The 26,966-nt window shown below is 47.7% G+C and carries 19 protein-coding genes, 1 tRNA gene, 1 rRNA gene and 2 other annotated features; of the genes, 15 read left to right on the forward strand and 6 right to left on the reverse strand.

What is annotated here, in order from left to right; genetic code table 11:
* Nucleotides 1–91 precede the first annotated feature (91 nt).
* Nucleotides 92–843: a sequence feature (23S ribosomal RNA rRNA prediction is too short), on the forward strand.
* Between the two features lies 1 nt (nucleotide 844).
* Nucleotides 845–1,717, forward strand: a sequence feature (23S ribosomal RNA rRNA prediction is too short).
* Between the two features lie 116 nt (nucleotides 1,718–1,833).
* Nucleotides 1,834–1,949, forward strand: a 5S ribosomal RNA gene (gene rrf / locus OS145_RS10670).
* An 864-nt stretch (nucleotides 1,950–2,813) separates the two neighbouring features.
* Here rrf and OS145_RS10675 read toward each other — a convergent pair.
* On the reverse strand, nucleotides 2,814–6,362 hold the full coding sequence (locus OS145_RS10675; protein WP_006956460.1) for a translocation/assembly module TamB domain-containing protein: 3,549 nt from the start codon (nucleotides 6,360–6,362) through the stop codon (nucleotides 2,814–2,816).
* Nucleotides 6,363–6,364: 2 nt separating this feature from the next.
* A complete protein-coding gene (locus OS145_RS10680; protein ID WP_006956461.1) occupies nucleotides 6,365–8,122 on the reverse strand; it encodes an autotransporter assembly complex protein TamA in 1,758 nt (585 codons plus the stop codon).
* Nucleotides 8,123–8,192: 70 nt separating this feature from the next.
* Between OS145_RS10680 and OS145_RS10685 the strand changes: the two genes are divergently transcribed.
* The 7 genes from OS145_RS10685 (at nucleotide 8,193) to OS145_RS10715 (ending at nucleotide 13,310) form a co-directional block, all read left to right on the forward strand.
* Nucleotides 8,193–9,050, forward strand: a complete 858-nt coding sequence (locus tag OS145_RS10685; RefSeq protein WP_006956462.1) for an HDOD domain-containing protein — start codon at nucleotides 8,193–8,195, stop codon at nucleotides 9,048–9,050.
* 78 nt (nucleotides 9,051–9,128) lie between these two features.
* Nucleotides 9,129–9,205 (forward strand) — tRNA-Trp (locus OS145_RS10690).
* Nucleotides 9,206–9,280: 75 nt separating this feature from the next.
* On the forward strand, nucleotides 9,281–9,610 hold the full coding sequence (locus OS145_RS10695) for a hypothetical protein (protein ID WP_006956463.1): 330 nt from the start codon (nucleotides 9,281–9,283) through the stop codon (nucleotides 9,608–9,610).
* Nucleotides 9,598–10,038, forward strand: a complete 441-nt coding sequence (gene rimI / locus OS145_RS10700) for a ribosomal protein S18-alanine N-acetyltransferase (RefSeq protein ID WP_006956464.1) — start codon at nucleotides 9,598–9,600, stop codon at nucleotides 10,036–10,038. The genes OS145_RS10695 and rimI overlap by 13 nt, the downstream gene beginning before the upstream one ends.
* 9 nt (nucleotides 10,039–10,047) lie before the next feature.
* The gene (deoC, locus tag OS145_RS10705) at nucleotides 10,048–10,776 is read left to right on the forward strand and encodes a deoxyribose-phosphate aldolase (protein ID WP_006956465.1); all 729 of its coding nucleotides are present in this window, start codon (nucleotides 10,048–10,050) and stop codon (nucleotides 10,774–10,776) included.
* A gap of 9 nt (nucleotides 10,777–10,785) precedes the next feature.
* Nucleotides 10,786–12,108, forward strand: a complete 1,323-nt coding sequence (gene deoA, locus OS145_RS10710) for a thymidine phosphorylase (RefSeq protein WP_006956466.1) — start codon at nucleotides 10,786–10,788, stop codon at nucleotides 12,106–12,108.
* 5 nt (nucleotides 12,109–12,113) lie between these two features.
* A complete protein-coding gene (locus OS145_RS10715; protein WP_006956467.1) occupies nucleotides 12,114–13,310 on the forward strand; it encodes a phosphopentomutase in 1,197 nt (398 codons plus the stop codon).
* Here the strand turns inward: OS145_RS10715 and OS145_RS10720 are convergent.
* Entirely contained in the window at nucleotides 13,307–14,998 is a 1,692-nt protein-coding gene (locus OS145_RS10720) for a methyl-accepting chemotaxis protein (RefSeq protein WP_006956468.1), read from the reverse strand. The genes OS145_RS10715 and OS145_RS10720 overlap by 4 nt on opposite strands.
* 184 nt (nucleotides 14,999–15,182) lie before the next feature.
* On the opposite strand from OS145_RS10720, the gene prfC reads away from it, so the two are divergent.
* Nucleotides 15,183–16,781: a peptide chain release factor 3 gene (prfC, locus tag OS145_RS10725; RefSeq protein ID WP_006956469.1), complete on the forward strand. Its 1,599-nt coding sequence runs from the start codon at nucleotides 15,183–15,185 to the stop codon at nucleotides 16,779–16,781.
* Nucleotides 16,782–16,786: 5 nt separating this feature from the next.
* The gene (locus OS145_RS10730; RefSeq protein ID WP_006956470.1) at nucleotides 16,787–17,560 is read left to right on the forward strand and encodes a TatD family hydrolase; all 774 of its coding nucleotides are present in this window, start codon (nucleotides 16,787–16,789) and stop codon (nucleotides 17,558–17,560) included.
* On the opposite strand, the gene OS145_RS10735 is transcribed toward OS145_RS10730, so the two are convergent.
* Entirely contained in the window at nucleotides 17,553–18,200 is a 648-nt protein-coding gene (locus OS145_RS10735; RefSeq protein ID WP_006956471.1) for a hypothetical protein, read from the reverse strand. The genes OS145_RS10730 and OS145_RS10735 overlap by 8 nt on opposite strands.
* 35 nt (nucleotides 18,201–18,235) lie before the next feature.
* Between OS145_RS10735 and serB the strand changes: the two genes are divergently transcribed.
* Complete coding sequence (gene serB, locus OS145_RS10740; RefSeq protein WP_006956472.1) at nucleotides 18,236–18,877, forward strand: phosphoserine phosphatase SerB; 642 nt, start codon at nucleotides 18,236–18,238, stop codon at nucleotides 18,875–18,877.
* Here serB and OS145_RS10745 read toward each other — a convergent pair.
* Nucleotides 18,874–21,348 carry a PilZ domain-containing protein gene (locus tag OS145_RS10745; RefSeq protein ID WP_006956473.1) on the reverse strand — a complete coding sequence of 825 codons (2,475 nt, stop codon included), beginning with the start codon at nucleotides 21,346–21,348 and terminating at the stop codon, nucleotides 18,874–18,876. The genes serB and OS145_RS10745 overlap by 4 nt on opposite strands.
* A 63-nt stretch (nucleotides 21,349–21,411) precedes the next feature.
* Here OS145_RS10745 and radA point away from each other — a divergent pair, with 63 nt between their 5' ends.
* The 4 genes from radA to OS145_RS10765 are packed head-to-tail and all read left to right on the forward strand — an operon-like array spanning nucleotide 21,412 to nucleotide 25,240.
* Nucleotides 21,412–22,776, forward strand: coding sequence for a DNA repair protein RadA (radA, locus tag OS145_RS10750; RefSeq protein WP_006956474.1), 1,365 nt, complete (start codon nucleotides 21,412–21,414; stop codon nucleotides 22,774–22,776).
* Nucleotides 22,766–23,533 (forward strand): ABC transporter substrate-binding protein, encoded by a 768-nt coding sequence (locus tag OS145_RS10755; RefSeq protein WP_006956475.1) that lies wholly within the window; start codon nucleotides 22,766–22,768, stop codon nucleotides 23,531–23,533. The genes radA and OS145_RS10755 overlap by 11 nt, the downstream gene beginning before the upstream one ends.
* On the forward strand, nucleotides 23,530–24,501 hold the full coding sequence (locus OS145_RS10760; RefSeq protein ID WP_006956476.1) for a FecCD family ABC transporter permease: 972 nt from the start codon (nucleotides 23,530–23,532) through the stop codon (nucleotides 24,499–24,501). The genes OS145_RS10755 and OS145_RS10760 overlap by 4 nt, the downstream gene beginning before the upstream one ends.
* Nucleotides 24,494–25,240 carry an ABC transporter ATP-binding protein gene (locus OS145_RS10765; RefSeq protein ID WP_006956477.1) on the forward strand — a complete coding sequence of 249 codons (747 nt, stop codon included), beginning with the start codon at nucleotides 24,494–24,496 and terminating at the stop codon, nucleotides 25,238–25,240. The genes OS145_RS10760 and OS145_RS10765 overlap by 8 nt, the downstream gene beginning before the upstream one ends.
* Here OS145_RS10765 and ettA read toward each other — a convergent pair.
* Nucleotides 25,237–26,901, reverse strand: coding sequence for an energy-dependent translational throttle protein EttA (ettA, locus tag OS145_RS10770; RefSeq protein WP_006956478.1), 1,665 nt, complete (start codon nucleotides 26,899–26,901; stop codon nucleotides 25,237–25,239). The two genes, OS145_RS10765 and ettA, sit on opposite strands and share 4 nt — an antisense overlap.
* Between the last annotated feature and the right edge of the window lie 65 nt (nucleotides 26,902–26,966).

Here is a 26,966-nt window from a genome sequence, read left to right on the forward strand (position 1 = left end):
GGGATACATACACTGGGTAGGGGAGCGTTCTGTAAGCGGATGAAGGTGTGTTGAGAAGCATGCTGGACGTATCAGAAGTGCGAATGCTGACATGAGTAACGATAATGCGGGTGAAAAACCCGCACGCCGGAAGACCAAGGTTTCCTATCCCATGCTAATCAGGGTAGGGTAAGTCGGCCCCTAAGGCGAGGCGGAAACGCGTAGTCGATGGGAAACAGGTTAATATTCCTGTACCGACATGTACTGCGATGGGGGGACGGAGAAGGCTAGGTGGGCCAGGCGTTGGTAGTCCTGGTGAAAGTTAGTAGGCTGAGGGTTTAGGCAAATCCGGACCCTTAAGGCCGAGAAACGAGACGAGTACCTACGGGTACGAAGCCATTGATGCCCTGCTTCCGGGAAAAGCCTCTAAGCTTCAGGTACATGTTGACCGTACCCGAAACCGACACAGGTGGTCAGGTAGAGAATACTAAGGCGCTTGAGAGAACTCGGGTGAAGGAACTAGGCAAAATAGTACCGTAACTTCGGGAGAAGGTACGCCACCTTTGGTGAAGACTTCGCGTCGTAAGCTGAAGGTGGTCGCAGTGACCAGGTGGCTGGGACTGTTTATTAAAAACACAGCACTCTGCTAACTCGAAAGAGGACGTATAGGGTGTGACACCTGCCCGGTGCCGGAAGGTTAATTGATGGGGTTAGCGTAAGCGAAGCTCTTGATCGAAGCCCCGGTAAACGGCGGCCGTAACTATAACGGTCCTAAGGTAGCGAAATTCCTTGTCGGGTAAGTTCCGACCTGCACGAATGGTGTAACCATGGCCACGCTGTCTCCACCCGAGACTCAGTGAAATTGAAATCGCTGTGAAGATGCAGTGTACCCGCGGCTAGACGGAAAGACCCCGTGAACCTTTACTACAGCTTGGCACTGAACATTGAACCTACATGTGTAGGATAGGTGGGAGGCTTAGAAGCACTGGCGCTAGTTGGTGTGGAGCCATCCTTGAAATACCACCCTTGTATGTTTGATGTTCTAACCTAGCACCCTTATCGGGTGTGGGGACAGTGCCTGGTGGGTAGTTTGACTGGGGCGGTCTCCTCCCAAAGAGTAACGGAGGAGCACGAAGGTTGGCTAAGTACGGTCGGACATCGTACGGTTAGTGTAATGGCAGAAGCCAGCTTAACTGCGAGACAGACACGTCGAGCAGATACGAAAGTAGGTCATAGTGATCCGGTGGTTCTGAATGGAAGGGCCATCGCTCAACGGATAAAAGGTACTCCGGGGATAACAGGCTGATACCGCCCAAGAGTTCATATCGACGGCGGTGTTTGGCACCTCGATGTCGGCTCATCACATCCTGGGGCTGAAGTCGGTCCCAAGGGTATGGCTGTTCGCCATTTAAAGTGGTACGCGAGCTGGGTTTAGAACGTCGTGAGACAGTTCGGTCCCTATCTGCCGTGGGCGTTTGAGAGTTGAGAGGAGCTGCTCCTAGTACGAGAGGACCGGAGTGGACGAACCTCTGGTGTTCCGGTTGTCACGCCAGTGGCACTGCCGGGTAGCTAAGTTCGGAATCGATAACCGCTGAAAGCATCTAAGCGGGAAGCGAGCCTCGAGATAAGCTCTCACTAGCACATTAAGTGCTCTGAAGGGTCGTTGCAGACGACGACGTTGATAGGCGGGGTGTGGAAGCGTTGTAAGGCGTTGAGCTAACCCGTACTAATTGCCCGTGAGACTTAACCATACAACACCCAAGGTGTTTGCTTGTTGAGCACGTAAGACGCTTTATCGAATTGAATAAGAGAGTGGCGAAACAATCAGCCGAATCCATGCTGTGACAGTTTATGTCTGGCGGCCATAGCGGTATGGCACCACCTGGCTCCATTCCGAACCCAGAAGTGAAACATACCAGCGCCGATGGTAGTGTGGGGTCTCCCCATGTGAGAGTAGGACACCGCCAGACTTCAAATAAACAATCCCTCGTGCTCAAGCACGGGGGATTTTTTATTTTCTGGTGGTGTGCTACGTGAGAGTAGGGTGAAAGCGGGAATTCGGCTTGCCACCCATGTGGCAAGACGCCGCTTGAACGGTGCGAGCTCTGCGAGCGCCTGTGGCGGCGCCAGACTTCAAATAGAATGACCCCAGCCAAGCGGCTGGGGTTTTTTTATGCCTGCTCGCCAGACGTGCGTCGCCCCCGCGCCACGTACGTCGCGCATCCTGCGCGACCATCCATATCGCCCCGTGCGCAGAATGCGCACGCTACCACCGCACCACGTACGTCGCGCATTGTGCGCGACAATCCACACCGCCCCGTGCGCCCAAGGCGCACGCTACGCCCGCGCCGCGTAGGTCGCGCATTGTGCGCGACAATCCACATCGGCCCGTGCGCCCAAGGCGCACGCTACGACCGCGCCACGTACGTCGCGCATCCTGCGCGACCATCCACATCGTGCCGTGCGCAGAATGCGCACGCTACGCCCGCGCCGCGTACGTCGCGCATTGTGCGCGACAATCCATATCGGCCCGTGCGCCCAAGGCGCACGCTACGCCCGTGCCACGTACGTCGCGCATCCTGCGCGACCATCCACACCGACCCGTGCGCAGAATGCGCGCGCTACGACCGCACCACGTAAGTCGCGCATCCTGCGCGACAATCCACATCGCGCCGTGCGCAGAATGCGCACGCTACGACCGCGCCACGTAAGTCGCGCATTGTGCGCGACAATCCACATCGGCCCGTGCGCCCAAGGCGCACGCTACGTCCGCGCCGCGTACGTCGCGCATTGTGCGCGACAATCCACATCGGCCCGTGCGCCCAAGGCGCACGCTACCGTTCGATGCTGTAGATGATATCTGCGCCTTGGCTTTCTGTTGATGATGTGGATTCGAACCATAGGTTATCGGTAAAGCGATAACGAAGATAAAAGCTTGAAGTTGATTCAATTAACCCTATGCCATATTTGATATATAGGTTCGGCGAAAGGTATTTTCCAATATAAAGCGACGTGTCGTTGACGTCTGATGTTTCTGAATCGATGGCTACTTCATCTAGACTGAACGTGTCTTTTAATGACTGAGTAAGCGCGCCAGTCGTTTTACCACCGACTAATAAAGCAGCTTGTAGCTCTAGGTTTTGACTTTCGCTATTAGAGGATGGACCGCGACCAAAAAGCAAGTACGAAAGCACACTCGCGTCTGGCATAGCGGGATCAGAGAACAAGTCTAACTCGGGTCGGTTAAGGGTACCCATCACTCTTGCACCCACTGTATTGGGTCCGTCTGTAACTTCCGATAGTGAGCGTGTTACTCGTAAATTTAACGCGGGATTTGATAGTGGACCGCCGTTAAAAATGAATTGGCCACGGTCAATGGAGAGCTCTTGACCGTAAATTTCATAATCGCCCTTGGCCACCGATATTGTGCCATTACCGATAGGCACAGACTGCCCGGTTTGCGCGAGATTCAGAGCGCCTTCTAATCGGCCATTAAAGCCATAGGCATCTACCCGCACATTGTCACCGAGCGTTATCTTTAGGTCAGTTTTAATTGTTCGAGACTGCTCTTTAACCCGTTCGCGTTGTATAACTGTCACGTCCGGAGAAGGAGTGATCGTGGACGATAGGTTAGGAGGTGTAATGTTTGCTTCTGGTATCTTTACTTCACCGTTCAGTGCAATAATATCTTTTGTCAGATTAAGCTTGAGATTAGGGGTGGCAGTGATACGAATTCTTGGTGAATCCATCACAACAAGGTCGGTGCCTTTGAGGTCTAAGGTGCCGGTCAAATCATTTAAGTTAAATTCACCGCTCAAGGTAAAGTCTCCATCACCTACTTTTCCTTCACCAGACAACGTTAGCTGCGGAGAACCTTTGTTGCCGGAAACGTTGACGGTCGTGTCGGAAATTGATGTACCTGTTCGAGTGACTAAGGCATTGGCGATATTAACCCGTGCCGTTGGAGTTAGCAGTATTTGTTCATCCCGAGTTTCAATGGTGACTGCGGCATCTAAAGAGCCATTTACTTGAGCAACTTGGTTGGTAAAAGTTTGTACGATACTCAAGTCGTCCAGTTGGGCTTTAATCGTTCCCTCTAGTGAGGGAGCCTTTAACAGCGATGGAAGTGTTAGGTCAGCTGTAATTTCGGCGCCTGCATCTTCACTCAGTAAATTGAGTCGTGTTGATATGCGTTTTTCATCCGCGCCTTTTGCTATCCGTAATTCAGCTTTCTCGAAGTCAATATGTTGTTCATTTTGTTCGATCCGCATATCGGTAACATTAAATCGACCATCCATTTGATTTACCGAGAGAGCATCGACTAAGTCGACTTCGTTCGTGAGTTCGCCTGAAAGAGAACCGCTTAATGCAAGATTATTTAGAGGCAAAAATGGCTCAACTAAGCTTATAGGAAGGTCTGAAACAGATAATGAACTGGTTAGTCGACGGTCGTTCGTCGTCGCACTCATACAGACGTGCTCGTCTTTTTGACTTACACATAGTTCAGTGAGTTTTACTTGTTGGGGGTTAAATTGATATTCAAGCTTGCTCACTTCTCGTAAGGCAAAACGACCAATATCCGGCTGCTCAATATTGAACGCTGTTATGTTTGCTGTCAGCTCTTTCTCAGTGATTGTTGTATCTGTCGCAAAGGCTAGTGCAATATCTTGATAGCTGAGTTTGAGCTTTGTCGTCTGTTCAGACAAATCACCGTCGAAATTTAAATTGATGTCGTTAAGTCGTCTTTCGCCGATGTTAATGTGTGGCGACTGAACATGCGCGGTAACCTGAGGATCGTTGATAGAGCCAGAGAGGTTACCTTTCGCATTTAGGCTTCCTGACAAATCGAGGTTTGGAACGGGTAGTGCAGCTAAGTCAGTTATATCGACATCAAATTTTAAAGCTGAGCCAGGGCGTAAGTCACCACTAGCGGTTACTGTGTTGCTGCGCCAATTTAACGCAAAGCGATTAATAAAAATGTAGGGTGAGTCATAGCGGACATTCGCGTTTAATTGTATGGGGTCATTTTGCCACTCGCCTTGCAAGTCTGTCTCAAACTGTTGGTTTGCGAGGTTTGCATGTAGCGTACCCGTTATTTGGTTATTGTTTTGTACAACCGTCAACTGTGTAACGTTCAGTTGCTCATCCGTGACGTCGATATCAGCAGCGACCTCTATTTCTGGTTGAGCATTTGTTTTGATCTTGAACTCAGGTAAGACAGAAAGCTCACGTAAAGTCCCCTCAACGAGTAGCCTGAGGTCACTAATCGAAGTACCTCGAAGTCGCTCTGTGTTAAGTTGCTTACTGGTGACTTCAAGGTCAAATTGAGGCACGGAGTCGAGTGCGATAGCACCCTCGATAGCGAGATCAGCAGCTACTTGACCGTTTAGCGAGACGTTGAGTGGCGTGAACCGAATATGTTGCTTTTGATATAGAACGTAACCGTCGAATTCACCTGCTTGGTCGTTAACAGATAAGTTAAGGCTTGGTGTTATGTCGATTTCATTGAGGCTTCCTTGCGTATTAATATCGCCTTCAATACTCGCGCTCTGAATGCCGGCTATTGCAAAACTCTTTACCCATGGCACCAAATCTGTCTCGGCCACCTCTGTACGCGTTTTAAAATTTAACTGATCCAGAAGCTCGGTAACCGTAAATTTAGTCACACTCTCTATTGAGCCGTTTGTCACTATGCTTCCGTTAAGTGTTTGGATATCGCCCTGAGTTTTCAGTGTCATACTTGTCTGAGGTAAGTCTGGCACATGCATATTCATCGTCGAATCGATTTTAATCGACTCACTGCTATTCAATTGAATGCCAGCATCAACACGTACTTCAGCGTAACGGTGGGTTAGCTTCAAGCCTTCAACCTGCAGTTCACCATTCTGTTGCATTGCTAAACCGCCGGTGACAGACAGCTCTTGTGCAGGTTGATTCGGTAGATGTAGTATCACATCGTTGATAGTTATATTTGATAATACTGCGTCGATAGGTAAGCTGACTCTCGGCCATTTAGGCCCTTCGTTGGTGCTTTCGGTAGACGATGTGCTCGAGCGGATCCAGGCTTCAGCGTTTTTGAAAGTCACCGAATTAATGCGTGCTGTGCCTCTTAACAAGTCGCTTGGCGACCAGTCAACCGTTACCTGTTCACTGTGCAAACTAAAGGCTGGACTATCTAACTTTAAACCGTGAAATTCGAATTGATTGAGTAATGTGCCTTTATAACGGCTGAAAGATAATTGGTCTGGTAAGTACTCACTTAACTTATTAACCAAGTAATGACTTCCTGTTTGTGTACCTAATACGGAGTAAATCAACACTGTCAGAAGCAGAATTAGGCTTGCTAATCCTAACAAGAAGCCTTTTGCAAGTCGTTTGTACATAGTTATAGATCCGGTCCAATGGTTAAGTGGATGCGCCACGGCTTATTAGGTTCATCAATTGCCTGAGCAAAATCGATACGAACTGAGCCGATAGGCGAAATCCAACGAAAACCAATACCCACACTTTGTTTAAGTGGTTGATTGGGCTCTAACATCGCATTACCAATATCGGTAAATGCTGCGATCCGCCAGTTTTCTGCAAAGCGATAGTCAATCTCAGCACTGGCTACGGCTAAGTAGCGCCCACCGATAACATCGCCAGAACCGTCTTCCGGTCCGAGTTGTTCATAAGCATAACCTCGTACACTTTGATCGCCACCCGCAAAGAAGCGTAAGGAAGGGGGAATCGCTTCAAAGCTATCGGTGTACATCGCGCCAACTTCGGCGCGGGCTAACAAACGCCAACTATCGAGTAAAGGAACCACGGATTTAAGTTCAAATCGTCCACGAATCAAATCTGCTTCCGAAAGTAAGTCACGTGAAGCTGTCTGAATACTGAAATTAGCTCGCCAACCTCGGTTAATATTAATTCGTTCATCAGCCGAGAGAAATCGCCACTCAACAGTAGGAACAAGGAGCTGAGCATTCCCTCGTTGCTCACCAATCTCAAAATCTTCGTTCAACCAGAACGCGCCGATATCGTATTGCCAGTGGTTGAACGCTCGAATTTCTGCTGCGCCAATTTTAATAAGCTGGCTTTCTTGGCTATCTGTTGTCTTATCAGCGAGCTGAGAGCGGAATTGATAGGAGTCCGTTTGCGGGCGCGGTCCTGGAATCTGATATAACGCAGTAAGCCGACTTTCAAATTGTGACAGCTGTAGTTGGCTTTTAAATAGGTGTCCTCTGGGATTAATCCAGCGACGATCAAAGCCTGCACTAATACGCGCGCCGGTATCCGTACCATACCCTAAACCAAAGCGATAATGACTGCGTTGGTTGGGTGTCGTATCGACTTGAATTGGAACCTGGCTTTTGGCAGCTTGATCCCATAATGCATTTACTTGCACTGTTTCAAAATAGCCGCTTTCAGATAGATTAACTTGTAAATCACTCAAGCTACTTGTATTGAATGCTTCGCTTTTTTCAAACCGAGGGTAGCGCTGAAGTAAGTCCTCACTGATGTACTCCGAATTGAACTCAATATCGCCAAAGTGATAGCGTTCGCCGCTGCTAAAAATGGCATCAATGACAGCCGTATTAGTCTCGATATCAACTCGTACATTGGCTTTTTCCCATTCGGCATCGCGATAACCTCGTTGTGCCGCGAGACTGAGTAATTGGGTCTTTATTTGTTCGTAAGGTGCATGTTCAAATACAGCCCCCTGTTTTAACGGTGATTGTGACAACACCGAACGAAATACTTTATCGTCTTCAGCATCCCCTTTAAGTTTCCAGTTAACCCTAGCGATACGAACAGGATCATTTAAGGCTATCGAGTAGCGCGCTTGCCAGCCCGATTCAGTTGAGTCGAGCTGACTCTTTATTTCTACGTTATAATAACCGAATGGCTCAAGAGCGGTGCGAATTTCGTCTTCTGCCCGCTTAAACAGAAAGCGAATTTGAAAAGCACGATAGTCTTTATCTTGATTTAAGTTGGCAATTTGCACGTAACTTTTGATATTGTCTAGCAGCCTGCCTTCGACACCGTCGAACGCCACATCCACCTTCGCTTGAAGATGAGTACAAATAAGCAGGGCGCACAGTGCTAAGAGATATTTAAATTGTTTCTTGATGCGGGTGGACATAATGTTTTTTTTCATGCGGTTAACTACGAAAAATAATCGCACGTTGATCTCTGCAAAGTAAACTCTTGTTGAGGAGATTTATTAAATGCCGGTTGCTTTAAGTTCTGAGCAAAGACAGCAAATTATGCGCATGACGCTTCCGCCGCGTTCTGAAACCCTTGCCGCGTTGAAGCGAGAAGTTGAGCAAGACGAACCTAGTATTGAGAAGATGGCAGAGCTGATAACAAAAGATATTAGTCTTTCTGCCCAAGTTTTAAGCGTCGTTAACTCATCTGCTTATCGACCCGTTCATAAAGTGGAGTCGATTAAGCATGCCGTCATGATACTCGGCATCAACCAGTTAATGCCACTGATTAGGGCCGCGTCACTTAAAGCATCCTTAATTAGTCATGGTTTTTTGGCAGACTATTGGCGCTACAACGAATGGACTGCGCAAGCATGTATGGTGGTTGCTCGGTTATTAAAGCGGGAATCACTCGCACATTATGCTTATCAGTTTGGCTTATTCCAAGGCGCGGGAGTACCCCTGTTATATTTAAATTTTGATGGCTACGACGCGTTTGTTAAACAATCTGACCGATTAGGTTGGCGTGAGATCGCAGTAAAGGAAGAAGCATCATTGAATGTTTCTCATGCTGTTGCCAGTGCCGTGCTGGCTCAGTATTGGCAACTACCCGCTACCTTAGTGAAGATGTTCTATTTTTATTATGAGCCGGATGCTTTAACTGAATTTGACGGCCATAAATCGACGATTGACGAGTTGATGGCGATTCATCGATTGGCGCGTTATGCGATTGATAAGCAAACCCGCAGTATTGCCGGCGATAGAGACTGGAAAGTATTCAGAGAAAACGTAATGATGACTTTTAAACTGTCTGAGCGCGACGTATCGAGACTGGTCGAGGACACGGTAGAAAAGGTCTTTGATTTGTCATCTGATTAAATAAACAGCGATCGGTGGCTATGATGGCAGTTTATGCTTGCTACCTTCAATAAGGTCAGTATAATTCTCGCTTGCAGTAGGGGCGTAGTTCCAATTGGTAGAACAGCGGTCTCCAAAACCGACGGTTGGGGGTTCGAATCCCTCCGCCCCTGCCACTGCTTCCTTTCTTACCTAGCATATCTAAGCGCTCTGCTTTAAACTGCGTAGTAAATTATGCGGAACTAAAGCTGATGAAATTATCAAAACAACAGTCTCAAGTGCTCGATAAAATGGGGATCCCTCGCTGGACGCTGAAGCCACAGTCAGCTCGGGTACCAAGCGACGAGCGAATACATTGGTATCGCGTTGGCTCATTATACTTGAATTCCGCACAACCACTTCCAGTACAATTGCCAAGATGGCTGCGAGACCTAATAATTTTATTTGATACGCGACCCACCGCAGTAAAGCCTCCGCTACAAGCTGATTTAGTCATTTCCGTGGATGAGGTCAATTCAAAAATTAGGACGCCCGCGGCAAAAAAGGCACTCTGGCGCACGATTCAACAATGTCAAAAATAGAGGTAACGCTCACTGAACCCTCCTCGGTGCTGTTTGACATTGAAAAACGAGCACACGCTTACCCATGGTCGGAAATTGTATTTTTTCAGCCCTTGAGTGCAGGCACACTTTGGTGGTCGATCTCGGTGGACAAGCGCATTGTGGGATTTGCAAATACACAGTTAGTCGCAGATGAACTGACATTGCATAACATCGCTATCGATCCGAGGTACCAAGGAAGAGGTTTTGGTAAGTTTTTACTGAACGATATTCTAAATTATGCCGATAAACATAACGCATTGATGTTTTTAGAAGTTAGAGAATCGAATGCGTCGGCGATACATGTTTATCAGCAGGCGGGTTTTTCGATTGTAGGTCGTCGACCTAATTATTACGCATCAGATTCGGGGCGAGAGGATGCCTTGGTAATGCGTAGAGAAATAAGCTAAGAGGTTATTATGAATCAGCAGGCAGCGTTGGCATTTCGGTGCATGGATTTAACGTCATTGGGCAATCAAGATACGCCTGAAATGATTGAAGCACTATGTGCAAAAGCGCGGTATCACGAGCATCAAGTGGCAGCTATTTGTGTTTTTCCTGAGCACGTCACGACTGCAAAACGAGCGTTGAATGCTCAAGTCGGACCGACCGTACCGGTTGCTACTGTAACCAATTTCCCTCAAGGGAGTACTGACGTTGTACGAGCGGTTGAAGAAACCCAACGAGCGCTTGCTGCAGGTGCTGATGAGATTGATGTTGTACTGCCGTATCACGCGTTGTTGGCGGGTGATAAAAAAGTGTGCGAACAGCTTGTTGGTAGCGTGAAAGACGCGTGCGGTGATACTGCGTTACTCAAGGTTATTATTGAAAGCGGTGAACTACAAACCGCAGCGCAAATACGCCTTGCAAGCCAGTTGAGCATTGCTAATGGTGCCGATTTTATCAAAACATCGACAGGGAAAGTGCCTATCAACGCGACGCTAATGGCGGCTAAGGAAATGCTTCACGTCATAGCAACGGATAATCCTGCATGTGGATTTAAAGCCGCGGGGCGGATCCGCACACTGGCTGACGCTGTTGAATATTTTGCGCTAGCTGAAAGTATTTTAGGCTCTGAATATCTATGCCCTAAATTCTTTCGCCTGGGAGCCAGTAGTCTACTTACAGATTTGATCGAACACAGCTAGGAGATAACGATGTCGCTTACACGAGAAATTATTCGCGTTAAGCGTGATGGAGGTGAGCTCGATGAAGCCTCACTTGCCGCGTTCATTAAAGGTATTACCGACGAGACTGTGAGCGAGTCACAGATCGCAGCGATGGCAATGGCGATTTTCTTAAATGGTATGTCTGAGCGTGAAACCCGCCTTCTCACGCGCTACATGCGGGATTCTGGGGATGTGCTCAACTGGCACTCGCTAAACCTAGATGGTCCAGTGCTGGATAAGCATTCTACGGGGGGCGTTGGTGACAACGTGAGTCTCATGTTAGGACCCATCATCGCCGCTTGTGGTGGCTATGTTCCTATGATTTCGGGGCGCGGGTTAGGGCATACCGGGGGAACGCTCGATAAGTTTGATTCGATACCTGGTTATCAAACTCATCCGACCAATGACCTTTTCCGCCGTGCTGTCCACGATGTTGGAGTCGCCATAATTGGTCAAACAGGGTCACTTGCTCCCGCCGATAAGCGGTTTTATGCGACTCGGGATGTTACGTCTACGGTAGAGTCGCTTCCCCTTATCACTGCATCGATTTTATCAAAAAAGCTTGCCGAGGGTTTGGATGGTTTAGTGCTTGACGTAAAAGCGGGTAGCGGTGCTTTTATGGATAATGAGCAAAAGGCACGAGAGTTAGCTGATACGTTAGTCCGCGTTGGCTCGCAGTTGGGTGTGCCGACGCGAGCGGTAATCACTGATATGAATCAGCCGTTAGCGCCATGCGCCGGTAACGCGATTGAAGTCAAAAGTGCGATAGATTACCTCTCAGGTAATAATCGCCCCAACCGTTTGCACCAAGTGACGGTGGCGCTTGCGGTAGAGGCGTTGTTAGCTGGGGGCCTTGCAGATAATTCGGACAGCGCGAAGGAGAGTGTCAATAGGGTGCTAGAGTCAGGTAAAGCGCTGGAAGTATTCGAGAAAATGGTACATACGTTAGGCGGACCTCATGATCTGATTGAACGTATGGAGGATTACTTACCGCAAGCAGAGGTGATAAAACCGGTGCTCGCTCAGCAAAACGGTTATATTACGCAAATTCATGCACGGGACTTAGGTAATGCCGTAGTGAGCCTGGGTGGGGGACGCTTAACTTCCATTGATAAATTGGACTATAGTGTTGGCATTTCAGAAATTGCAGAACTCGGTGCAGCTGTTGAAAAGGGACAGCCTTTAGCTGTGATTCACGCAGCCAATGAAAGTGACTGGCAGCGAGCAGCTAACCAAGTAATAGATACCATCAAAATTGATAGTCAAAAGCCTCAGTTGACCGAGGTAATTTATGCGAGTTTGCAGGAATAATTTGTATGAAACGAGCAATTGTTGTGGTACTCGATTCCTTTGGCTTAGGTGCGGCTCCTGATGCCCACCTATTTGGCGATGAGGGCGCGGATACGCTTGGTCATATAGCGGAACACTGCTTCAAAAATGACCGACCGTTGCGTGTCCCCAATATGGCCAAACTTGGACTTTGGCACGCTCACTATGGTGCAACAGGTAAACAGCTTGTCGAACTCAAGAGCGACATCACGGGTTGCTACGGATGGGCTGCAGAGCGCTCATCTGGGAAAGATACGCCGTCAGGTCATTGGGAGCTAATGGGATTACCTGTCAATTATGACTGGGGTTACTTTTTAAAGCGAGAACACAGCTTTCCCGAAACGTTATTAACTGAATTATGTCAACGCGCTGGACTGAATGGGGTTTTAGGCAATTGCCATGCTTCGGGTACGCAAATCATTGAACAATTCGGCAAGGCGCATCAGGCCACTGGAAAGCCGATTGTTTACACGTCAGCTGATTCGGTTTTTCAAATCGCAGCTGATGAGGAATTTTTTGGCTTAGACCGTTTATATCAGGTGTGTGAAATTGCTCGCGATTTAGTTGATGAATACAACATCGGTCGTGTCATAGCGCGCCCCTTTGTCGAAGATTCCAACCAAGGTTTCGTTCGCACAAGTAATCGTAGAGACTACGCGACGCCGCCGCACGGGAAAACCTTATTGGATCACGTGATTTCCCACGGAGGTGAAGTGCATGGGGTGGGTAAGATCAGCGATATTTTTGCTGGTCGAGGTATCAGCGCAAGTTATAAAGCCAATGATACAGCGAGTTTAGTCGATAAGACATTGGAATTGATGCAAACTAAACAACAAGACAAATGCTTAATTTTTACTAACCTGGTCGCTTTTGACACGCTTTACGGTCATCGACGGGATGTTGAAGGCTATGCGCGTGAGCTCGAAGATTTTGATAAAAAGTTAGCTGAGCTTATACAGGCGATGCTACCTGATGACTTACTGGTACTGACAGCGGATCACGGTTGCGATCCGACATCGCCTGGCAGTGATCATACCCGCGAGTTTGTGCCTTTGCTCTGTTACAGTCCTCGTTTGAAGGGCCGTTGTTTGGGTCAGCGTCAAAGCTTTGCTGATTTAGGGCAAACGCTAGCCCATTGGTTGGCAGTTGACGCCACGGAGAGTGGCGTCAACATGTTTACTTAATCGACTTTGTAACGCTTGACCAATTGTTCGAGGCGCTGTGCGGTATCGGTTAGCTCACCCATGGTATCGCCTGCTTCGCGCGTACCTTTTGCGGTTCGCTCTGCAATTTCAACGATCGTGGACATATTTTGGTCGATAGTTTGTGATACTGAAGTTTGTTCTTCAGCGGCCGTAGCGATTTGAGCGTTCTGTGAGTTGATGGTGTTCACCGCGTCTAACACTTGTTTAAGCGATTGTTCTACTTCGCCCGCGCGCTCAACGCTTTGACTGCTGCCTTCTCGTATCGCCCCCATGACATCAGACACTTCGTCACTGCTTAATTGCAGTTGATCAATCATCTGCTCAATTTCGTGAGTACTGTCTTGGGTACGTTTAGCCAGTGTTCTTACTTCATCCGCGACCACAGCAAAACCCCTTCCAGCTTCGCCTGCGCGAGCCGATTCGATAGCGGCGTTGAGTGCCAATAAATTGGTTTGATCGGCTATGGAGCGGATCACATCGAGCACACCGCCAATTTGAGCCGACTGATTTGCAAGATTGTCTACCGAATGACTGCCGCGTTCGACTTTATCCGCCAATCCGTGAATAACGTTGACGGCTTGCTTTAACAAGCTTGAGGCGTCGTAAACGAGTTTTTCTGCGTTTTCAGCCGCTCCAGATGCTTCAGATGCGCTTGCCGCAACTTGCTGAGAGGCGGCGGCGAGCTCATTGATAGCGGTCGCCACCTGTTCACTTTCTAACTGTTGTTCGCCAACACCGTCCTGAGCTTGTTGAAGCACACTTGATAATTGTTGTGTCGAGTCATTCACCATGGACGCAGATTCGCGGACGCGCACTATTAAATCAGAGACTTGATCACCGAAACGATTAAATGCAGCGCCTAGATCAGCGAGCTCATCATGGCTATCCGTTGCTAAGCGACGTGTTAAGTCACCATCACCTGTGGCTATTTCATCCATCGCTGCCAATGCTTTGGCGAGTGGTCGGGTGATACTACGGACTACGGCCAGGGCGATAAACGCGGTAATTAATAGTGCAATAATGCTAGCTAACAAGGTTTGCCAAAGCGCCTCAGCGATAGATTTCTGAACATTACCCTCGAGTGCTGCTGCGCGTTGCTGTAGACCTTCAACCCAGAATCCTGTTCCGATAACCCAATCCCAAGCTTCAATGTACTCCGCGTAGCCGAGCTTAGGCGCTACACGCTTACTGTTATTCTGCCAATCGTAAGCGACATAGCCTCCTCCGTTTTTCGCTGCTTTAATTAAGTCACGAATAAGGTAAACGCCATTTGGATCCTGAAAGTCATACAAATCGCGTCCATTCAGTGATGGGTTAACGCCGTGTACTACATTGATTCCGTCCGAGTCATAGACGAATAGATACCCGGTATCACCCGAGTCATCAAAGCGCAGTTGCTCGATAATTTGCTTGGCCCGCGCTTGTCGTTCTGCCAATGTGCCTAGGGATGGATCATTAACTAAGTGTTTTATGGAGGAGCGAGCTAAGGCGAGATAGTTTGACAATGAATTACGCGCGTCTTTTTGCATTTGTTCGGTAAATTGATCAACCGCAGCGTCGCCGATGTTATTCGATTGCTGAAAGTTAAACCAAGTTAGGAAGATGGCAATCAATGCGGGTGGTACGAGTGCCAAAATAAATACTTTAGCGCGAATATTGAATCTCATGGGCGTTTCACTTTATTTGGAATGACTTTTAAAATTCTATAACAGACGATTAAGCGCCTCACTAAGACATTTGTCTTGGCTTAGTGAAAAAACTGTAAACTCTGAGTCGCCTCTCGGCATTGTTTCTAACGCTTAAATCAGCGAAAATACTCCCTTTAAATCGGCCGATATGCGAGAAAGTTAAATGTCAGATGTGAGTGTCGCGAAACAAATTAAGCAAGAGGTAGATAAACGTCGTACCTTTGCCATTATTTCTCACCCGGATGCTGGTAAAACCACCATCACAGAAAAAGTGCTCTTGCATGGTCAACAGATCCAAAAAGCAGGCACTGTGAAAGGTAAGAAATCGGGTCAGCACGCGAAATCTGACTGGATGGAAATGGAACAGGAGCGCGGCATTTCCGTGACCACGTCCGTTATGCAGTTTCCATACAACGACTCACTGGTAAATTTGTTGGATACACCAGGTCACGAGGACTTTTCAGAGGATACTTATCGGACGCTCACCGCCGTTGATTCCTGCTTGATGGTGATAGACGGGGCTAAAGGTGTCGAGGATCGTACTATCAAGTTAATGGAAGTTACTCGATTACGTGATACGCCGATTATTACTTTTATGAACAAACTTGACCGTGATATTCGCGATCCCTTGGAATTATTAGATGAGGTCGAGGACGTTCTTAAGATTATGTGCGCGCCGATTACATGGCCCATTGGCTCAGGTAAGAACTTTAAAGGCGTTTATCATTTATTGCGAGATGAAACGATCCTATATAAAACGGGACAAGGCCATACCATCCAAGATGTTGATATTATTAAAGGTATTGATAATCCAGAGCTCGACAAGCGTTTAGGTGTATGGGCAGACGAGTTACGCGAGCAAATAGAGTTAGTGAATGGTGCGTCGAACCCGTTTGATAAAGAAATGTTTTTAGCAGGAGAGCTCACCCCTGTATTCTTTGGTACAGCGCTTGGTAATTTTGGTGTTGACCATATGTTAGATGGGTTGGTGGAGTGGGCTCCCAAACCACAGGCTCGCGAAACAGATGAAGGCGAAGCCGTGACGGCTGATAACGCGAATTTTTCTGGATTTGTATTTAAAATTCAGGCGAATATGGATCCTCGCCATCGAGATCGTGTCGCTTTCTTGCGAATTGTCTCGGGTAAGTATGAAAAAGGCATGAAGATGAAGCAGGTACGTACAGGTAAAGATGTGCGTATCAGTGATGCGCTTACATTTTTAGCCGGTGACCGTGCTCATGTCGAGGAGGCTTATCCCGGCGATATCATTGGTCTGCATAACCATGGCACGATTCAGATCGGTGATACGTTCACGAGTGGTTCTGATTTTAAATTTAGTGGTATTCCAAACTTTGCTCCAGAGTTGTTCCGTCGTATTCGATTAAAAGATCCGCTCAAACAGAAGCAGTTGTTAAAAGGTTTGGTACAACTATCGGAAGAAGGTGCGGTACAGGTATTTCGCCCCTTAATCAGCAATGATCTTATCGTCGGTGCGGTGGGTGTTTTGCAATTTGATGTTGTTGTACATCGACTTAAAACTGAGTACAAAGTGGATGCGATGTACGAAAACATTAATGTTGCTACAGCACGCTGGGTGTCAGGTGATGAGCGAAAAGTAGACGAATTTCGCCGCAAAGCCGAGGCTAACTTGGCGCTTGATGGCGGTGATAATTTAACGTACATCGCGCCGACCATGGTCAACTTGAGCTTAGCGGAAGAGCGTTATCCGGATATCACCTTTAGTCACACGCGAGAGCATTAACAAACATGCGTTTGTACGACACCCACTGCCACTTGGACTTTTCTGCTTTTGATAAGGATCGTTCTCAGGTTGTCGCTGGGGCTCAAAGGGTGGGAGTTGAGCGTTTTATGTTGCTCGGTATAACCGAGCAACAATGGTCGAACTTAATCAAACTATGTGATGACTTCTCACCTGCATTTCGTTTCTCACTTGGGTTACATCCTTACTTTATCCATCAGCATCAATCGACTCATATCAACGCACTGGCGAGTTGTTTTGAGTCTTTATCAGACTCCGCTCGTGCGCGATGCCAGGCGATTGGTGAAATTGGATTAGATGCCACCTGTGAACAGCCAAAATTACAAAAAGCGTTGTTAGATCAGCAGCTCGTATTAGCAAAAAACTACCAACTTCCGGTTATATTGCATCATCGAAAAACTTTAGATGAGCTGCTTAAATCCGTTCGAGAGAAACGGGTTGAGCACGGCGTGGTACATGCTTTTTCTGGCAGTTATGAACAAGCTGCGGCGTGGGTGGATCAAGGGTTTAAACTCGGCATCGGCGGTACGATTACCTATGAGAGAGCCAAGAAGACTCGAGATGCTATTCAACGTATTGGCGTGGAGCATTTAGTGCTCGAAACGGATGCGCCCGATATGCCTTTGTGCGGATATCAAGGTCGGCGCAACGAACCTAAAAGGGTCGCGCAGGTGCTACAAAGTTTGGCTAAGCTATTAGAAACCTCCACTGAGGCGATATCGCCAGTGCTCTGGAAAAATAGCACCGCACTGTTTAACTGAAGTGTTTTTGTTTCTGTTTTTTAACCCAGCGTCTATCGCGTATTCGATTAAATCCAAGCACGATCAATCCGCCCGTAATAAGAGCCAGCAAAAGTAATGTCTTGCCTTGTGAGGTGAGTCCTAATAGCGTTTTTTCGTTAGCATCTAAGATCTGATTCTTGTCAAAAGTTACCTGTAAATAACCTTGATCATCAAACTCATCGCCGATGGGATGAACAAGTACCCAGGGTTCAGGTAGCGTGCTCGGGTAGTCAATAATAGAGCTAGTTTGACCCACGCTGAACTGATTGATGCCGGCAGCATCACGTAGCGTTACTGCCAGCACTCCAGGCTGTTCGTTGAGACGAATGATAAGTTGCTGCAAACCTTCCTGATTGCCATTGGTTAGAAAAACTTGACTGCCAGCCGCGGTCTGACTAAGCACCCAATTTAAGTGCTCTCGTGTATTTTGTTCAAGTTGTTGTTGTGCCTGGTTCGTGGCAATATTCCAGATACTGTACATGAGTGTGAGAAGCGCAGCAGCTGCCATAAAGCGCAGTAGGCGCTTGAATGCGACCCGAGTTAAACGTTGTAATTTAGCCGTTGAAACACGGTTAATTAGCTCGTTTAAGGTGTATTTGGGCAGTGCGTTTTGCTTCACTCTGAGTTACCTATGCGTGCGGATAAGGAAACCTTATGCTAAACCATTCTGGGTTGATTGTCTTTGATATGGACTCGACCCTGATTTCAATTGAGTGTATCGATGAAATAGCTCATTTGCTAGGGCAGCGTGATGCTGTTGCGGCAATTACTGAACAAGCTATGCGGGGTGAGATTGATTTCGCGGCAAGCTTGAAGCAGCGTGTTTCCCTATTGGAGGGAGTGGATGTTTCGTTGTTTGACTCGCTATTTAATCCGATCCCTTTAACTCAAGGAGCACAACAGCTGATTGATTTCTGTAAACTAAAAAACTGGTACTGTGTTGTAGTCTCAGGCGGTTTCACTTGGTTCTCTGCAAAAGTTGCCGGTGAATTAGGTTTGGATTTACACATTGCTAATGAACTTGAAATGAGCGATAACAGGCTAACGGGCCGCGTATTAGGCGCTATCGTCGATGGCCAAAAAAAGGCTGAAACATTGCAAATGTTGCGTCAGCAATTGCCAGAAGATGTGCCGGTGGTTGCCGTTGGTGACGGCGCAAACGATCAATGGATGTTACGTGCTGCCGACCTCGGTATCGCATTTTGCGCCAAACCGTTACTTCAAGAGATAGCTGATGTCACCATTAATCAGCCAGATTTAGCACTCATTATTCCGGAACTGGAAAAAAGATTTTAATTTGTCGCTGACAACCACTGTTCTAACCGCTTAGCAGCGACGGCTTGTAGCGACTCGGACAGTTCCAAACTTTGAGTCAATAATGGCGTAACGCTAAAGCTATCGGCAACGCCGAGTACACTATCTAGCTGGCGCTCGACGCGATCAACTTTATATTGTGCGTACGCCGATAAATACTGCATTTCTGCTTCAATGAATTGTCGATCGGGACGTCCCGTGCGGCTTAATTCGATGTTTACGGCGATGATGGTATCGTTGAGTAACGCTTGAATCACGTGATGCTCAATATCATCTAGTGTCACAGTTTCAACATCGAAGGCTAATACAGATACGGTGCGTTTATTTTGGTCATCCCAACCGAGTTGAAAAAGTAGCAACTGGTTCATGGGACGTTCGCTTTTATCTGCGCTCATCAACCATGATTTCCATTTATCTAATAATCCACTGGTGTTTAGCAATGTGGGCAATGTCGCCTTGGGTAATAGCGAATTAGGCATCTGCAGCAAGCGACTCCAGTCTGAAATCACAGGTGGTACACCAATGCGTCCAAGAAAGTCCTCGTTAGTTTTCGTTTGATAAAAAAATAAAGGTACAGCGCTGGCAGCATCGCAGTAAAGATTTCGCAAGCCTAGTTCAAAACCTTTTAACGAGTTATTTTCATATATTTTCGGAAGCCGTTGTTCTCTTTGCTGTATGAATCGAGTAAGAAACTGGGCGGCTGCTCGAGATGCAGGTTGCTCGGACAGCTTTAGATTAAATGCGGTTCGTGATTTATCAACATTGACTATTTGATACTGAACGTCTGTGAGTGGTTCGTTTTTATGGTGTTGCAAGAGCTGCGTAAAACTCACCTGCATTTCTGAGCGATTTGAACCCGGGATAGGCTCGTCGACTTGGATGCGTAAACCGTGCTCGGAAATATCTAGCACCAACCCGTCTCGACTAAATGAACCGCTGCGAACACGACAGCGACTGCGCAAGTGGTAGCGCTGTTCACTACGGAGGTTAACGAACTCTAGTTTGATAGCTTGAGAACGGTGTGGTGGAGATGGAGGATGAACAAATGCACGTAATTTGGCGAGTTCATCTTTATTGTAGCTGAGTCCGCAAAAGGGCTTGATGAGATCAGTGACATCATCAAGAGTTGCGACATAGTCTATTTCTGATAGCGCATGTTGCACGGATTCGGTGAATGGCTGCTCTCTTGAGGGTAAATTGATATGTTGTGGCACAGCCTGAGGTCGCCACGCCTGCTTGTGATTGACTGGGGAAAGACTAAGCCGAAACGCCTGAAAAGATGATTTTTGTACGGCAAAACTAGCAAATGTGTCCCACAATTCTATTTTCTTGAGTTCTTCGACCAGCGCAGAATAAAAGTAGACCTTGCCTTTAGCGACAATATTAAACGTGAGTAGCGTCAGTTCACAGGACTCGTTGCGCTCGAGCTTTTTAATCATGTATTGGCTACGGCGTTTGTTGAATATCGGTCCAATTGCGAGTTCATTGGTTTCGTTATACCAATGAGCTAGGGTACTTTCATTATTGTAGGTTGTCAGTACATACTTACATGAAAGCTCTTTTGAGTGGCGTTGCAAATACAGTGTTAGACGTCGCATGCGAGGCAAGTAGAACTGTTCATGAGCTTTATTGAGAAGCGCAATTTCAGTATTGTCGGTGTTAACCCGATAACGGCGTTTATAGCCACTAATGAATCGATTGATGAATGCGTCAAAGTCCTTATTTAAGTCGCCGTCGGCGCGCTTAAGGGAGATGTACGTACGTTGGTTTTCTTCGCTTATTCGTGCTATTTCGTAACGAATCGGTAATTGCGGATCAATGGTGAACTCTTTCGCAAATCCAGTGAAATAGATGTTTGCCTGTTGTCCCACTTGCAATTGCATCTGGCTGCGATCGACTCGAATTTTTAAGCCACCTTGAGAGATGTTGTTGGTAATAGCGCGGCAAGAGGAAGCGCCTTCCAGCTCAATATAAACCTCCACCGTATAATTCATGCGCTCTTCATCGCGGTAGGGATAAAAGCCTAACTTGAATAATTCAAATGCGCTTTCATCGTCAAACGTATCGTCTTCAGCACTCTCAGCTTGCGCAGCTTTTTGTTGCTCATACATAACACGATAGTTATTCTCGGCCTGCATGATTCGTTCATAGGTGTCTTGCGTAAAAACACCATTGTAGTCTCTAAGACCACGCTCAAAAATGTCTCGAGCAACCTCATCTAAGTAATGCACCCGTCCGCGGTGTTCTATGCGCCTACAATCGCCATCCACCCGTTTGCGTAAATCGACCGTGCGTGGGCATGCTCTCGTTAAACGACGTACTTCCGCTCTTACTTTGAATTTACTAGGTCCGTCCAACGTTGACGTCAGCAAATTAAAGTGCTTCTCAAAGTCGTCATCCAAAGCAACAAGTTTGAGTTGGTCAATTAGCGGTGATAATTGTAAGTTCGGCATTCTTCTCTTTTATATTTATAATGATGAGCTTAACTGAGAGCATCATAGAACGAGAGCAGTGACATGGCAAAGACAAAAACAGCTTACGTGTGTACCGAATGCGGTGCTGACTTCCCCCGGTGGGTAGGTCAGTGCAGTGAATGTAAAGCATGGAATACCGTATCCGAGGTGCGTTTGGGCAATACTAAAGGAGTTGTCTCTGCAACACGCAGTGGATTCGCGGGAGTCACTCAAGCTAAGGTTACGACGTTAAATGAAGTTTCTTTGGAAGAGGTTCCGCGCTTTAGTTCTACTTTTAAGGAGTTTGACCGCGTCTTGGGAGGTGGTGTCGTACCGGGATCGGCCATATTGATTGGTGGTTCTCCGGGAGCGGGAAAGAGTACCTTGCTATTGCAAACCCTATGCCGCCTGGCGGGGGGAATGAAAGCCCTATACGTCACCGGTGAGGAGTCGTTGCAGCAGGTCGCTATGCGGGCAAAACGACTCGGCTTGCCTATGGATAAGTTAAGAATGCTTGCCGAAACGTCGGTCGAAACGATTTGTCAGCTTGCCGACCAAGAAAAGCCTCAGTTGATGGTGATTGACTCAATACAGGTCATGCATTTAGATGACATTGCGTCTGCGCCGGGCAGCGTGTCACAGGTACGCGAGTCAGCGGCGTTTTTAACGCGGTATGCTAAACAGAAAGGTGTTGCCATTATTATGGTAGGGCATGTTACCAAAGATGGTTCGTTGGCAGGACCTAAGGTTCTGGAACATTGTATTGATTGCTCGGTCATTTTAGATGGCTCGTCAGATAGCCGTTACCGTACGTTACGCGGTACTAAAAATCGTTTTGGCGCGGTGAATGAGTTGGGCGTCTTTGCCATGACAGGCAGTGGGTTAAAAGAAGTTTCTAACCCGTCAGCCATTTTCCTGCAGCGCGGTGAAGAGCAAGGCAATGGTTCGGTAGTAACGGTTATTTGGGAAGGGACTCGACCATTACTCGTCGAAATTCAAGCTTTGGTAGATTACTCCGCATTAGCTAACCCGCGCCGCGTAGCCGTGGGGTTAGAAGCGACTCGACTTGCTTTGCTATTAGCTGTGTTACACCGGCACGGCGGACTGCATGTCTCTGATCAAGATGTGTTTGTTAATGTGGTTGGTGGGGTAAAAGTGTCTGAGACATCGGCTGACTTGGCGCTGATGCTTGCCATCGTATCGAGTTTTAAAGGCGAACCTTTAGCACGCGAGTTAATTATTCTGGGAGAGGTTGGGCTCGCCGGTGAAATACGACCGGTGCCGAACGGACAAGAGCGTTTGAATGAAGCGGCAAAGCACGGTTTTAAACGTGCAATCGTCCCACATGGTAATGCCCCTAAGCAGGCGATTGAAGGGATGCAAGTGACACCCGTTAAGAACCTGCAGGAAGCGCTCGATGCGATTTAAAGGGCTGGTCGCATGCCTGTTTCTCGTGTTCTCGGTTGCGGCGGAGGCTTCTTCTCGCTGGGTCAGTTTAAATCAGTGCCTCGATTATTTGCTAATCGACTGGGCACCCGAGCAGGTGGTTGGGATTACGGGGCTCGATGAGACATTAATCAATGAGAAGCACCGTGCCCACTTTGGGCGTTTAGAGAATATTTTAAGGTTACAGCCCGATCGCGTGTTTGCAACAGAGTACAATAATCCTAAATTGATTCGGTTATTACGTCAGTATACTGAAGTCGAGGTTTTGCCCCAGCCTTCCAGTCTTGCGCGATATGATGAGTGGGTGACACAACTGAGCCAATATGCTCAGTTAGCCCCTCATGCACGTGCTCATCAACAGCAGTTAGAACAAGCGATTAAGCAAGCACAACAGGTTGCACAGAAGGTTATTATATTGATGCCCAATCAGTTTAGTTGGGGAACGGCGAGTTGGGCTGATGAATTAATTAGTGCGATGCACTGGAAAAACTTAGCCGCGCCTTTTGGAGACAACCTGGTCTCCTTAACCCTAGAAGAAGTGATAAAGCTTACGCCGGATCGTTATTTGCTAGAGGGGTTTAGCCGGGCTCATTACGCTCTTGCAAATGAGTGGCTCTACCACCCCTTACTGCAAGAACACTTAGAAAAAACACCGACTCAACAAATTCCTCCACGACTTTCCTCGTGCCCAGTGGTGTTTGCTGATGATTATTTGAAGGCTATTCAAGGAAAATTATGAAACTGAATCAGAGACAGTGTTTTATTATCCTGTTTGCCATTGTTATTTTACTTAGCGCTCTACAGCTCACCGTGGGGGGAAGCTCAATTAATTGGTGGATGCCGAATGCACTAGAGAAAGATATCATCTGGGATATCCGTGTTCCACGAATGTTGTTAACCTGGTTGATTGCTAGTGCTCTTGGGCTTGCTGGCGCAGTGATGCAGCTATTACTTAGAAACCCATTGGCTGAGCCGGGCATCACGGGTGTATCCGGGTGCGCTGCTTTAGTGACTATTGCGTGTCTTTACTTTGGCTGGTTACCCGCCTTTTCCTTTGGGCTGCCGGCATTGGCTTTAGTTGGCGGTTTGCTCGGTGTCTCGTTGCTGATGGTGCTTGCTGGACGACGGGCCTCGCCTACGCGAGTGATTTTAGCAGGGGTTGCGATTGCAACCATGAGTAGCGCAGCGATGGGATTGTTGCTTTATCTCGCACCGAATCCGTTTGCATTCCAAGAATGGGCCTTTTGGCATATGGGAAGCTTGGCAAATAAAAGTTGGCACTCAGTGATGCTGGCGCTACCGGGCATTGTGCTCGCGTTTCCTATCGTATGGTTGGGACGTCGCTTTTTATACGCGCTAACATTGTCTGAAGAGACCGTCGCGACGATGGGGTTCAATGTGGCGCGCTACCGCAATTGGATGTTGTTAGCTGTGGCGCTACTGACGACCGCATCGGTCGTAGCCGTTGGTGTGATTGGATTTGTTGGTTTATTAGCACCTCATGCAGTACGATTGTTAGGATTTAACCATCCGAAGTACGTACTGTGGCTGTCTCCAGTGACCGCAATTCTTTTACTCATTAGTTTTGATACGCTAGTACAGCTAATGAGCACCGCGCGTGAATTACCCGTGGGCATATTAGCGGCGTTAGTCGGCGCGCCACTGCTTATTGTGCTACTGGTTCGAGAGCGAAACAGCCATGCTTGAGCTTGACGATCTTTATCTTGCCGGGATTTCTCGGCCACGCTTGCAACATATCAATCTGAAGCTAACAAGCAATCAGCTGATTGGTGTTATTGGCGCTAATGGTGCGGGAAAAAGCTCATTATTGCGCGGAATAGCCGCAGTTGAACCTCAACTAAAGGGCCATATTCGATTAAAACATCAGGACTGGTTGCGCTTATCGCATCGTCAGCGACAAAAGTACTTGGGGTATTTGCCTCAGACAGAAGCGCCTGAATGGGATATTCGTATTGATGAGCTGGTCAATCTGTCGGCGCAGGTCACGCATTCACAATTAATGAAGCATTTAGAAAAGTATGCGCTACTGACTTTAAAGGAACGTCGAGTTTCACAAGTATCGGGAGGGGAACGACAGCGCGCATTACTAGCTCGGGCAACGTTGTCGGAGCCACAATTGCTTATTTGTGATGAACCCGTCAGTGGTCTCGATGTGGCGCATCAATTAACCATTATGCAGCAGTTGCATAATCACGCTCGCACGCACGGTCTGGTTTTGGCGGCGATTCACGATCTAGCGCTAGCAGCACGTTTTTGTGACAGTTTACTGTTAATGCACAATGGGGAATTAGTGCAGAGCGGGGAGCCGTTTGAGGTGTTGACTGAAAAAAACTTAGCTCACTGTTTTGGTGTACAAGCCGAGTGGTTTTGTAAAGATAACGGCGTTGGTTGGATACCAACGCCGTTGCAAGCAGTAAAAGATTAACCGATCGGTTTATATTTAATGCGGTGTGGCTCCATTGCCTGTTCGCCAAACTTCTCTTTCATATAAGCTTCGTAATCGCTGTAGTTACCTTCGTAGAAGACCACTTCAGCTTCATCGCGATAATCAAGAATATGGGTGGCGATCCGGTCTAAGAACCAACGGTCGTGCGAGATAACCAAAGCTGAACCTGGGAACTCGAGGATGGCTTCTTCCAGTGCTCGTAACGTCTCAACATCGAGATCGTTGGTGGGTTCATCTAATAATAAGACGTTGCCGCCCGCTTTAAGCAGTTTCGCAAGGTGCACGCGGTTGCGTTCACCGCCCGACAGCTCACCGATACGTTTTTGTTGGTCGGTGCCTTTAAAGTTAAAGCGACCGACGTAAGCGCGCCCTTGAACCTCAAAGTTACCAATGCGCAGGATATCGTTACCATCGGTAATTTCTTGGAATACGGTTTTGCTATCATCCATGCTGTCGCGGAACTGATCAACGCTCGCTAATTCAACGGTATCACCGAGTTCAATTGAGCCACTGTCGGGCTGTTCTTGGCCACTGATCATACGGAATAAGGTGGATTTACCCGCGCCGTTCGGACCAATGATACCGACGATAGCACCTTTAGGGACACTAAAGCTCAAGTTATCAATAAGCTGGCGCCCTTCGTAGGCTTTGCTAATCCCGTTAACCTCAATGACCTTATCACCCAAGCGCGGACCTGGTGGAATAAATAGCTCATTGGTTTCATTACGTTTTTGATAGTCGCTACTTTGTAATTCTTCAAAGCGAGCCATACGCGCTTTGCTTTTCGCCTGACGACCTTTCGGATTAGTACGTACCCACTCAAGTTCTTGTTTGATGGTGCGTTGACGAGCTTTCTCTTGACGTTCTTCTTGTGCAAGACGCTTCTCTTTTTGCTCCAACCAAGAAGAGTAGTTGCCTTCCCATGGAATACCATAACCACGGTCAAGTTCAAGGATCCAGCCTGCTACGTTGTCTAAGAAATAACGGTCGTGGGTAATAGCAACGACGGTGCCTGTGTAATCATGTAAGAAGCGCTCTAGCCATGCGACTGACTCTGCATCCAAGTGGTTGGTGGGCTCATCGAGCAGCAACATGTCGGGCTTGGAAAGTAACAGACGACAAATAGCAACACGGCGACGTTCACCGCCTGATAGGTTACCGATTTTAGCGTCCCACTGTGGCAAACGCAGTGCATCAGCGGCGCGGTCAAGGATATTTTCGATGTTGTGACCATCTTTGGCCTGAATCAGCGCCTCGAGTTGAGCTTGTTCTTTTGCCAACGCATCAAAATCAGCATTCTCATCGGCGTAGGCCGCATAGACTTCATCTAAGCGAGTAAAGGCCTCTTTAACGTCAGCGACGGCTTCTTCCACCGTTTCCTTAACGGTCTTTTCTTCATCGAGCTGTGGCTCCTGCGGAAGGTAGCCAATGTTAATTCCTGCTAAGGGACGCGCTTCTCCCTCATATTCAGTATCAACACCCGCCATAATGCGAAGCAAGGTCGATTTACCGGCACCATTAAGACCTAAAACACCGATCTTAGCGCCTGGGAAAAACGATAATGAGATATCTTTTAAGATAGTTTTTTTGGGTGGAACAACTTTGCTCACCCGCGACATTGAATAGATATATTGCGCCATAGCGACGAACATTCCTACTGTTGGATTGAAAATAGGACCTAGTTTACTGGTAAATACAGCAAATG

The organism is Idiomarina baltica OS145, assembly GCF_000152885.1.
GTDB lineage: Bacteria > Pseudomonadota > Gammaproteobacteria > Enterobacterales > Alteromonadaceae > Idiomarina > Idiomarina baltica.

Excerpts from the sequence above, each read along its gene's own strand:
- OS145_RS10675 (WP_006956460.1), bottom strand. The coding sequence starts at position 6,362 with ATGTACAAACGACTTGCAAAAGGCTTCTTGTTAGGATTAGCAAGCCTA.
- OS145_RS10680 (WP_006956461.1), bottom strand. The coding sequence starts at position 8,122 with ATGAAAAAAAACATTATGTCCACCCGCATCAAGAAACAATTTAAATAT.
- OS145_RS10685 (WP_006956462.1), top strand. The coding sequence starts at position 8,193 with ATGCCGGTTGCTTTAAGTTCTGAGCAAAGACAGCAAATTATGCGCATG.
- OS145_RS10695 (WP_006956463.1), top strand. The coding sequence starts at position 9,281 with ATGAAATTATCAAAACAACAGTCTCAAGTGCTCGATAAAATGGGGATC.
- rimI (WP_006956464.1), top strand. The coding sequence starts at position 9,598 with ATGTCAAAAATAGAGGTAACGCTCACTGAACCCTCCTCGGTGCTGTTT.
- deoC (WP_006956465.1), top strand. The coding sequence starts at position 10,048 with ATGAATCAGCAGGCAGCGTTGGCATTTCGGTGCATGGATTTAACGTCA.
- deoA (WP_006956466.1), top strand. The coding sequence starts at position 10,786 with ATGTCGCTTACACGAGAAATTATTCGCGTTAAGCGTGATGGAGGTGAG.
- OS145_RS10715 (WP_006956467.1), top strand. The coding sequence starts at position 12,114 with ATGAAACGAGCAATTGTTGTGGTACTCGATTCCTTTGGCTTAGGTGCG.
- OS145_RS10720 (WP_006956468.1), bottom strand. The coding sequence starts at position 14,998 with ATGAGATTCAATATTCGCGCTAAAGTATTTATTTTGGCACTCGTACCA.
- prfC (WP_006956469.1), top strand. The coding sequence starts at position 15,183 with ATGTCAGATGTGAGTGTCGCGAAACAAATTAAGCAAGAGGTAGATAAA.
- OS145_RS10730 (WP_006956470.1), top strand. The coding sequence starts at position 16,787 with ATGCGTTTGTACGACACCCACTGCCACTTGGACTTTTCTGCTTTTGAT.
- serB (WP_006956472.1), top strand. The coding sequence starts at position 18,236 with ATGCTAAACCATTCTGGGTTGATTGTCTTTGATATGGACTCGACCCTG.
- OS145_RS10745 (WP_006956473.1), bottom strand. The coding sequence starts at position 21,348 with ATGCCGAACTTACAATTATCACCGCTAATTGACCAACTCAAACTTGTT.
- radA (WP_006956474.1), top strand. The coding sequence starts at position 21,412 with ATGGCAAAGACAAAAACAGCTTACGTGTGTACCGAATGCGGTGCTGAC.
- OS145_RS10755 (WP_006956475.1), top strand. The coding sequence starts at position 22,766 with ATGCGATTTAAAGGGCTGGTCGCATGCCTGTTTCTCGTGTTCTCGGTT.
- OS145_RS10760 (WP_006956476.1), top strand. The coding sequence starts at position 23,530 with ATGAAACTGAATCAGAGACAGTGTTTTATTATCCTGTTTGCCATTGTT.
- OS145_RS10765 (WP_006956477.1), top strand. The coding sequence starts at position 24,494 with ATGCTTGAGCTTGACGATCTTTATCTTGCCGGGATTTCTCGGCCACGC.
- ettA (WP_006956478.1), bottom strand. The coding sequence starts at position 26,901 with ATGGCGCAATATATCTATTCAATGTCGCGGGTGAGCAAAGTTGTTCCA.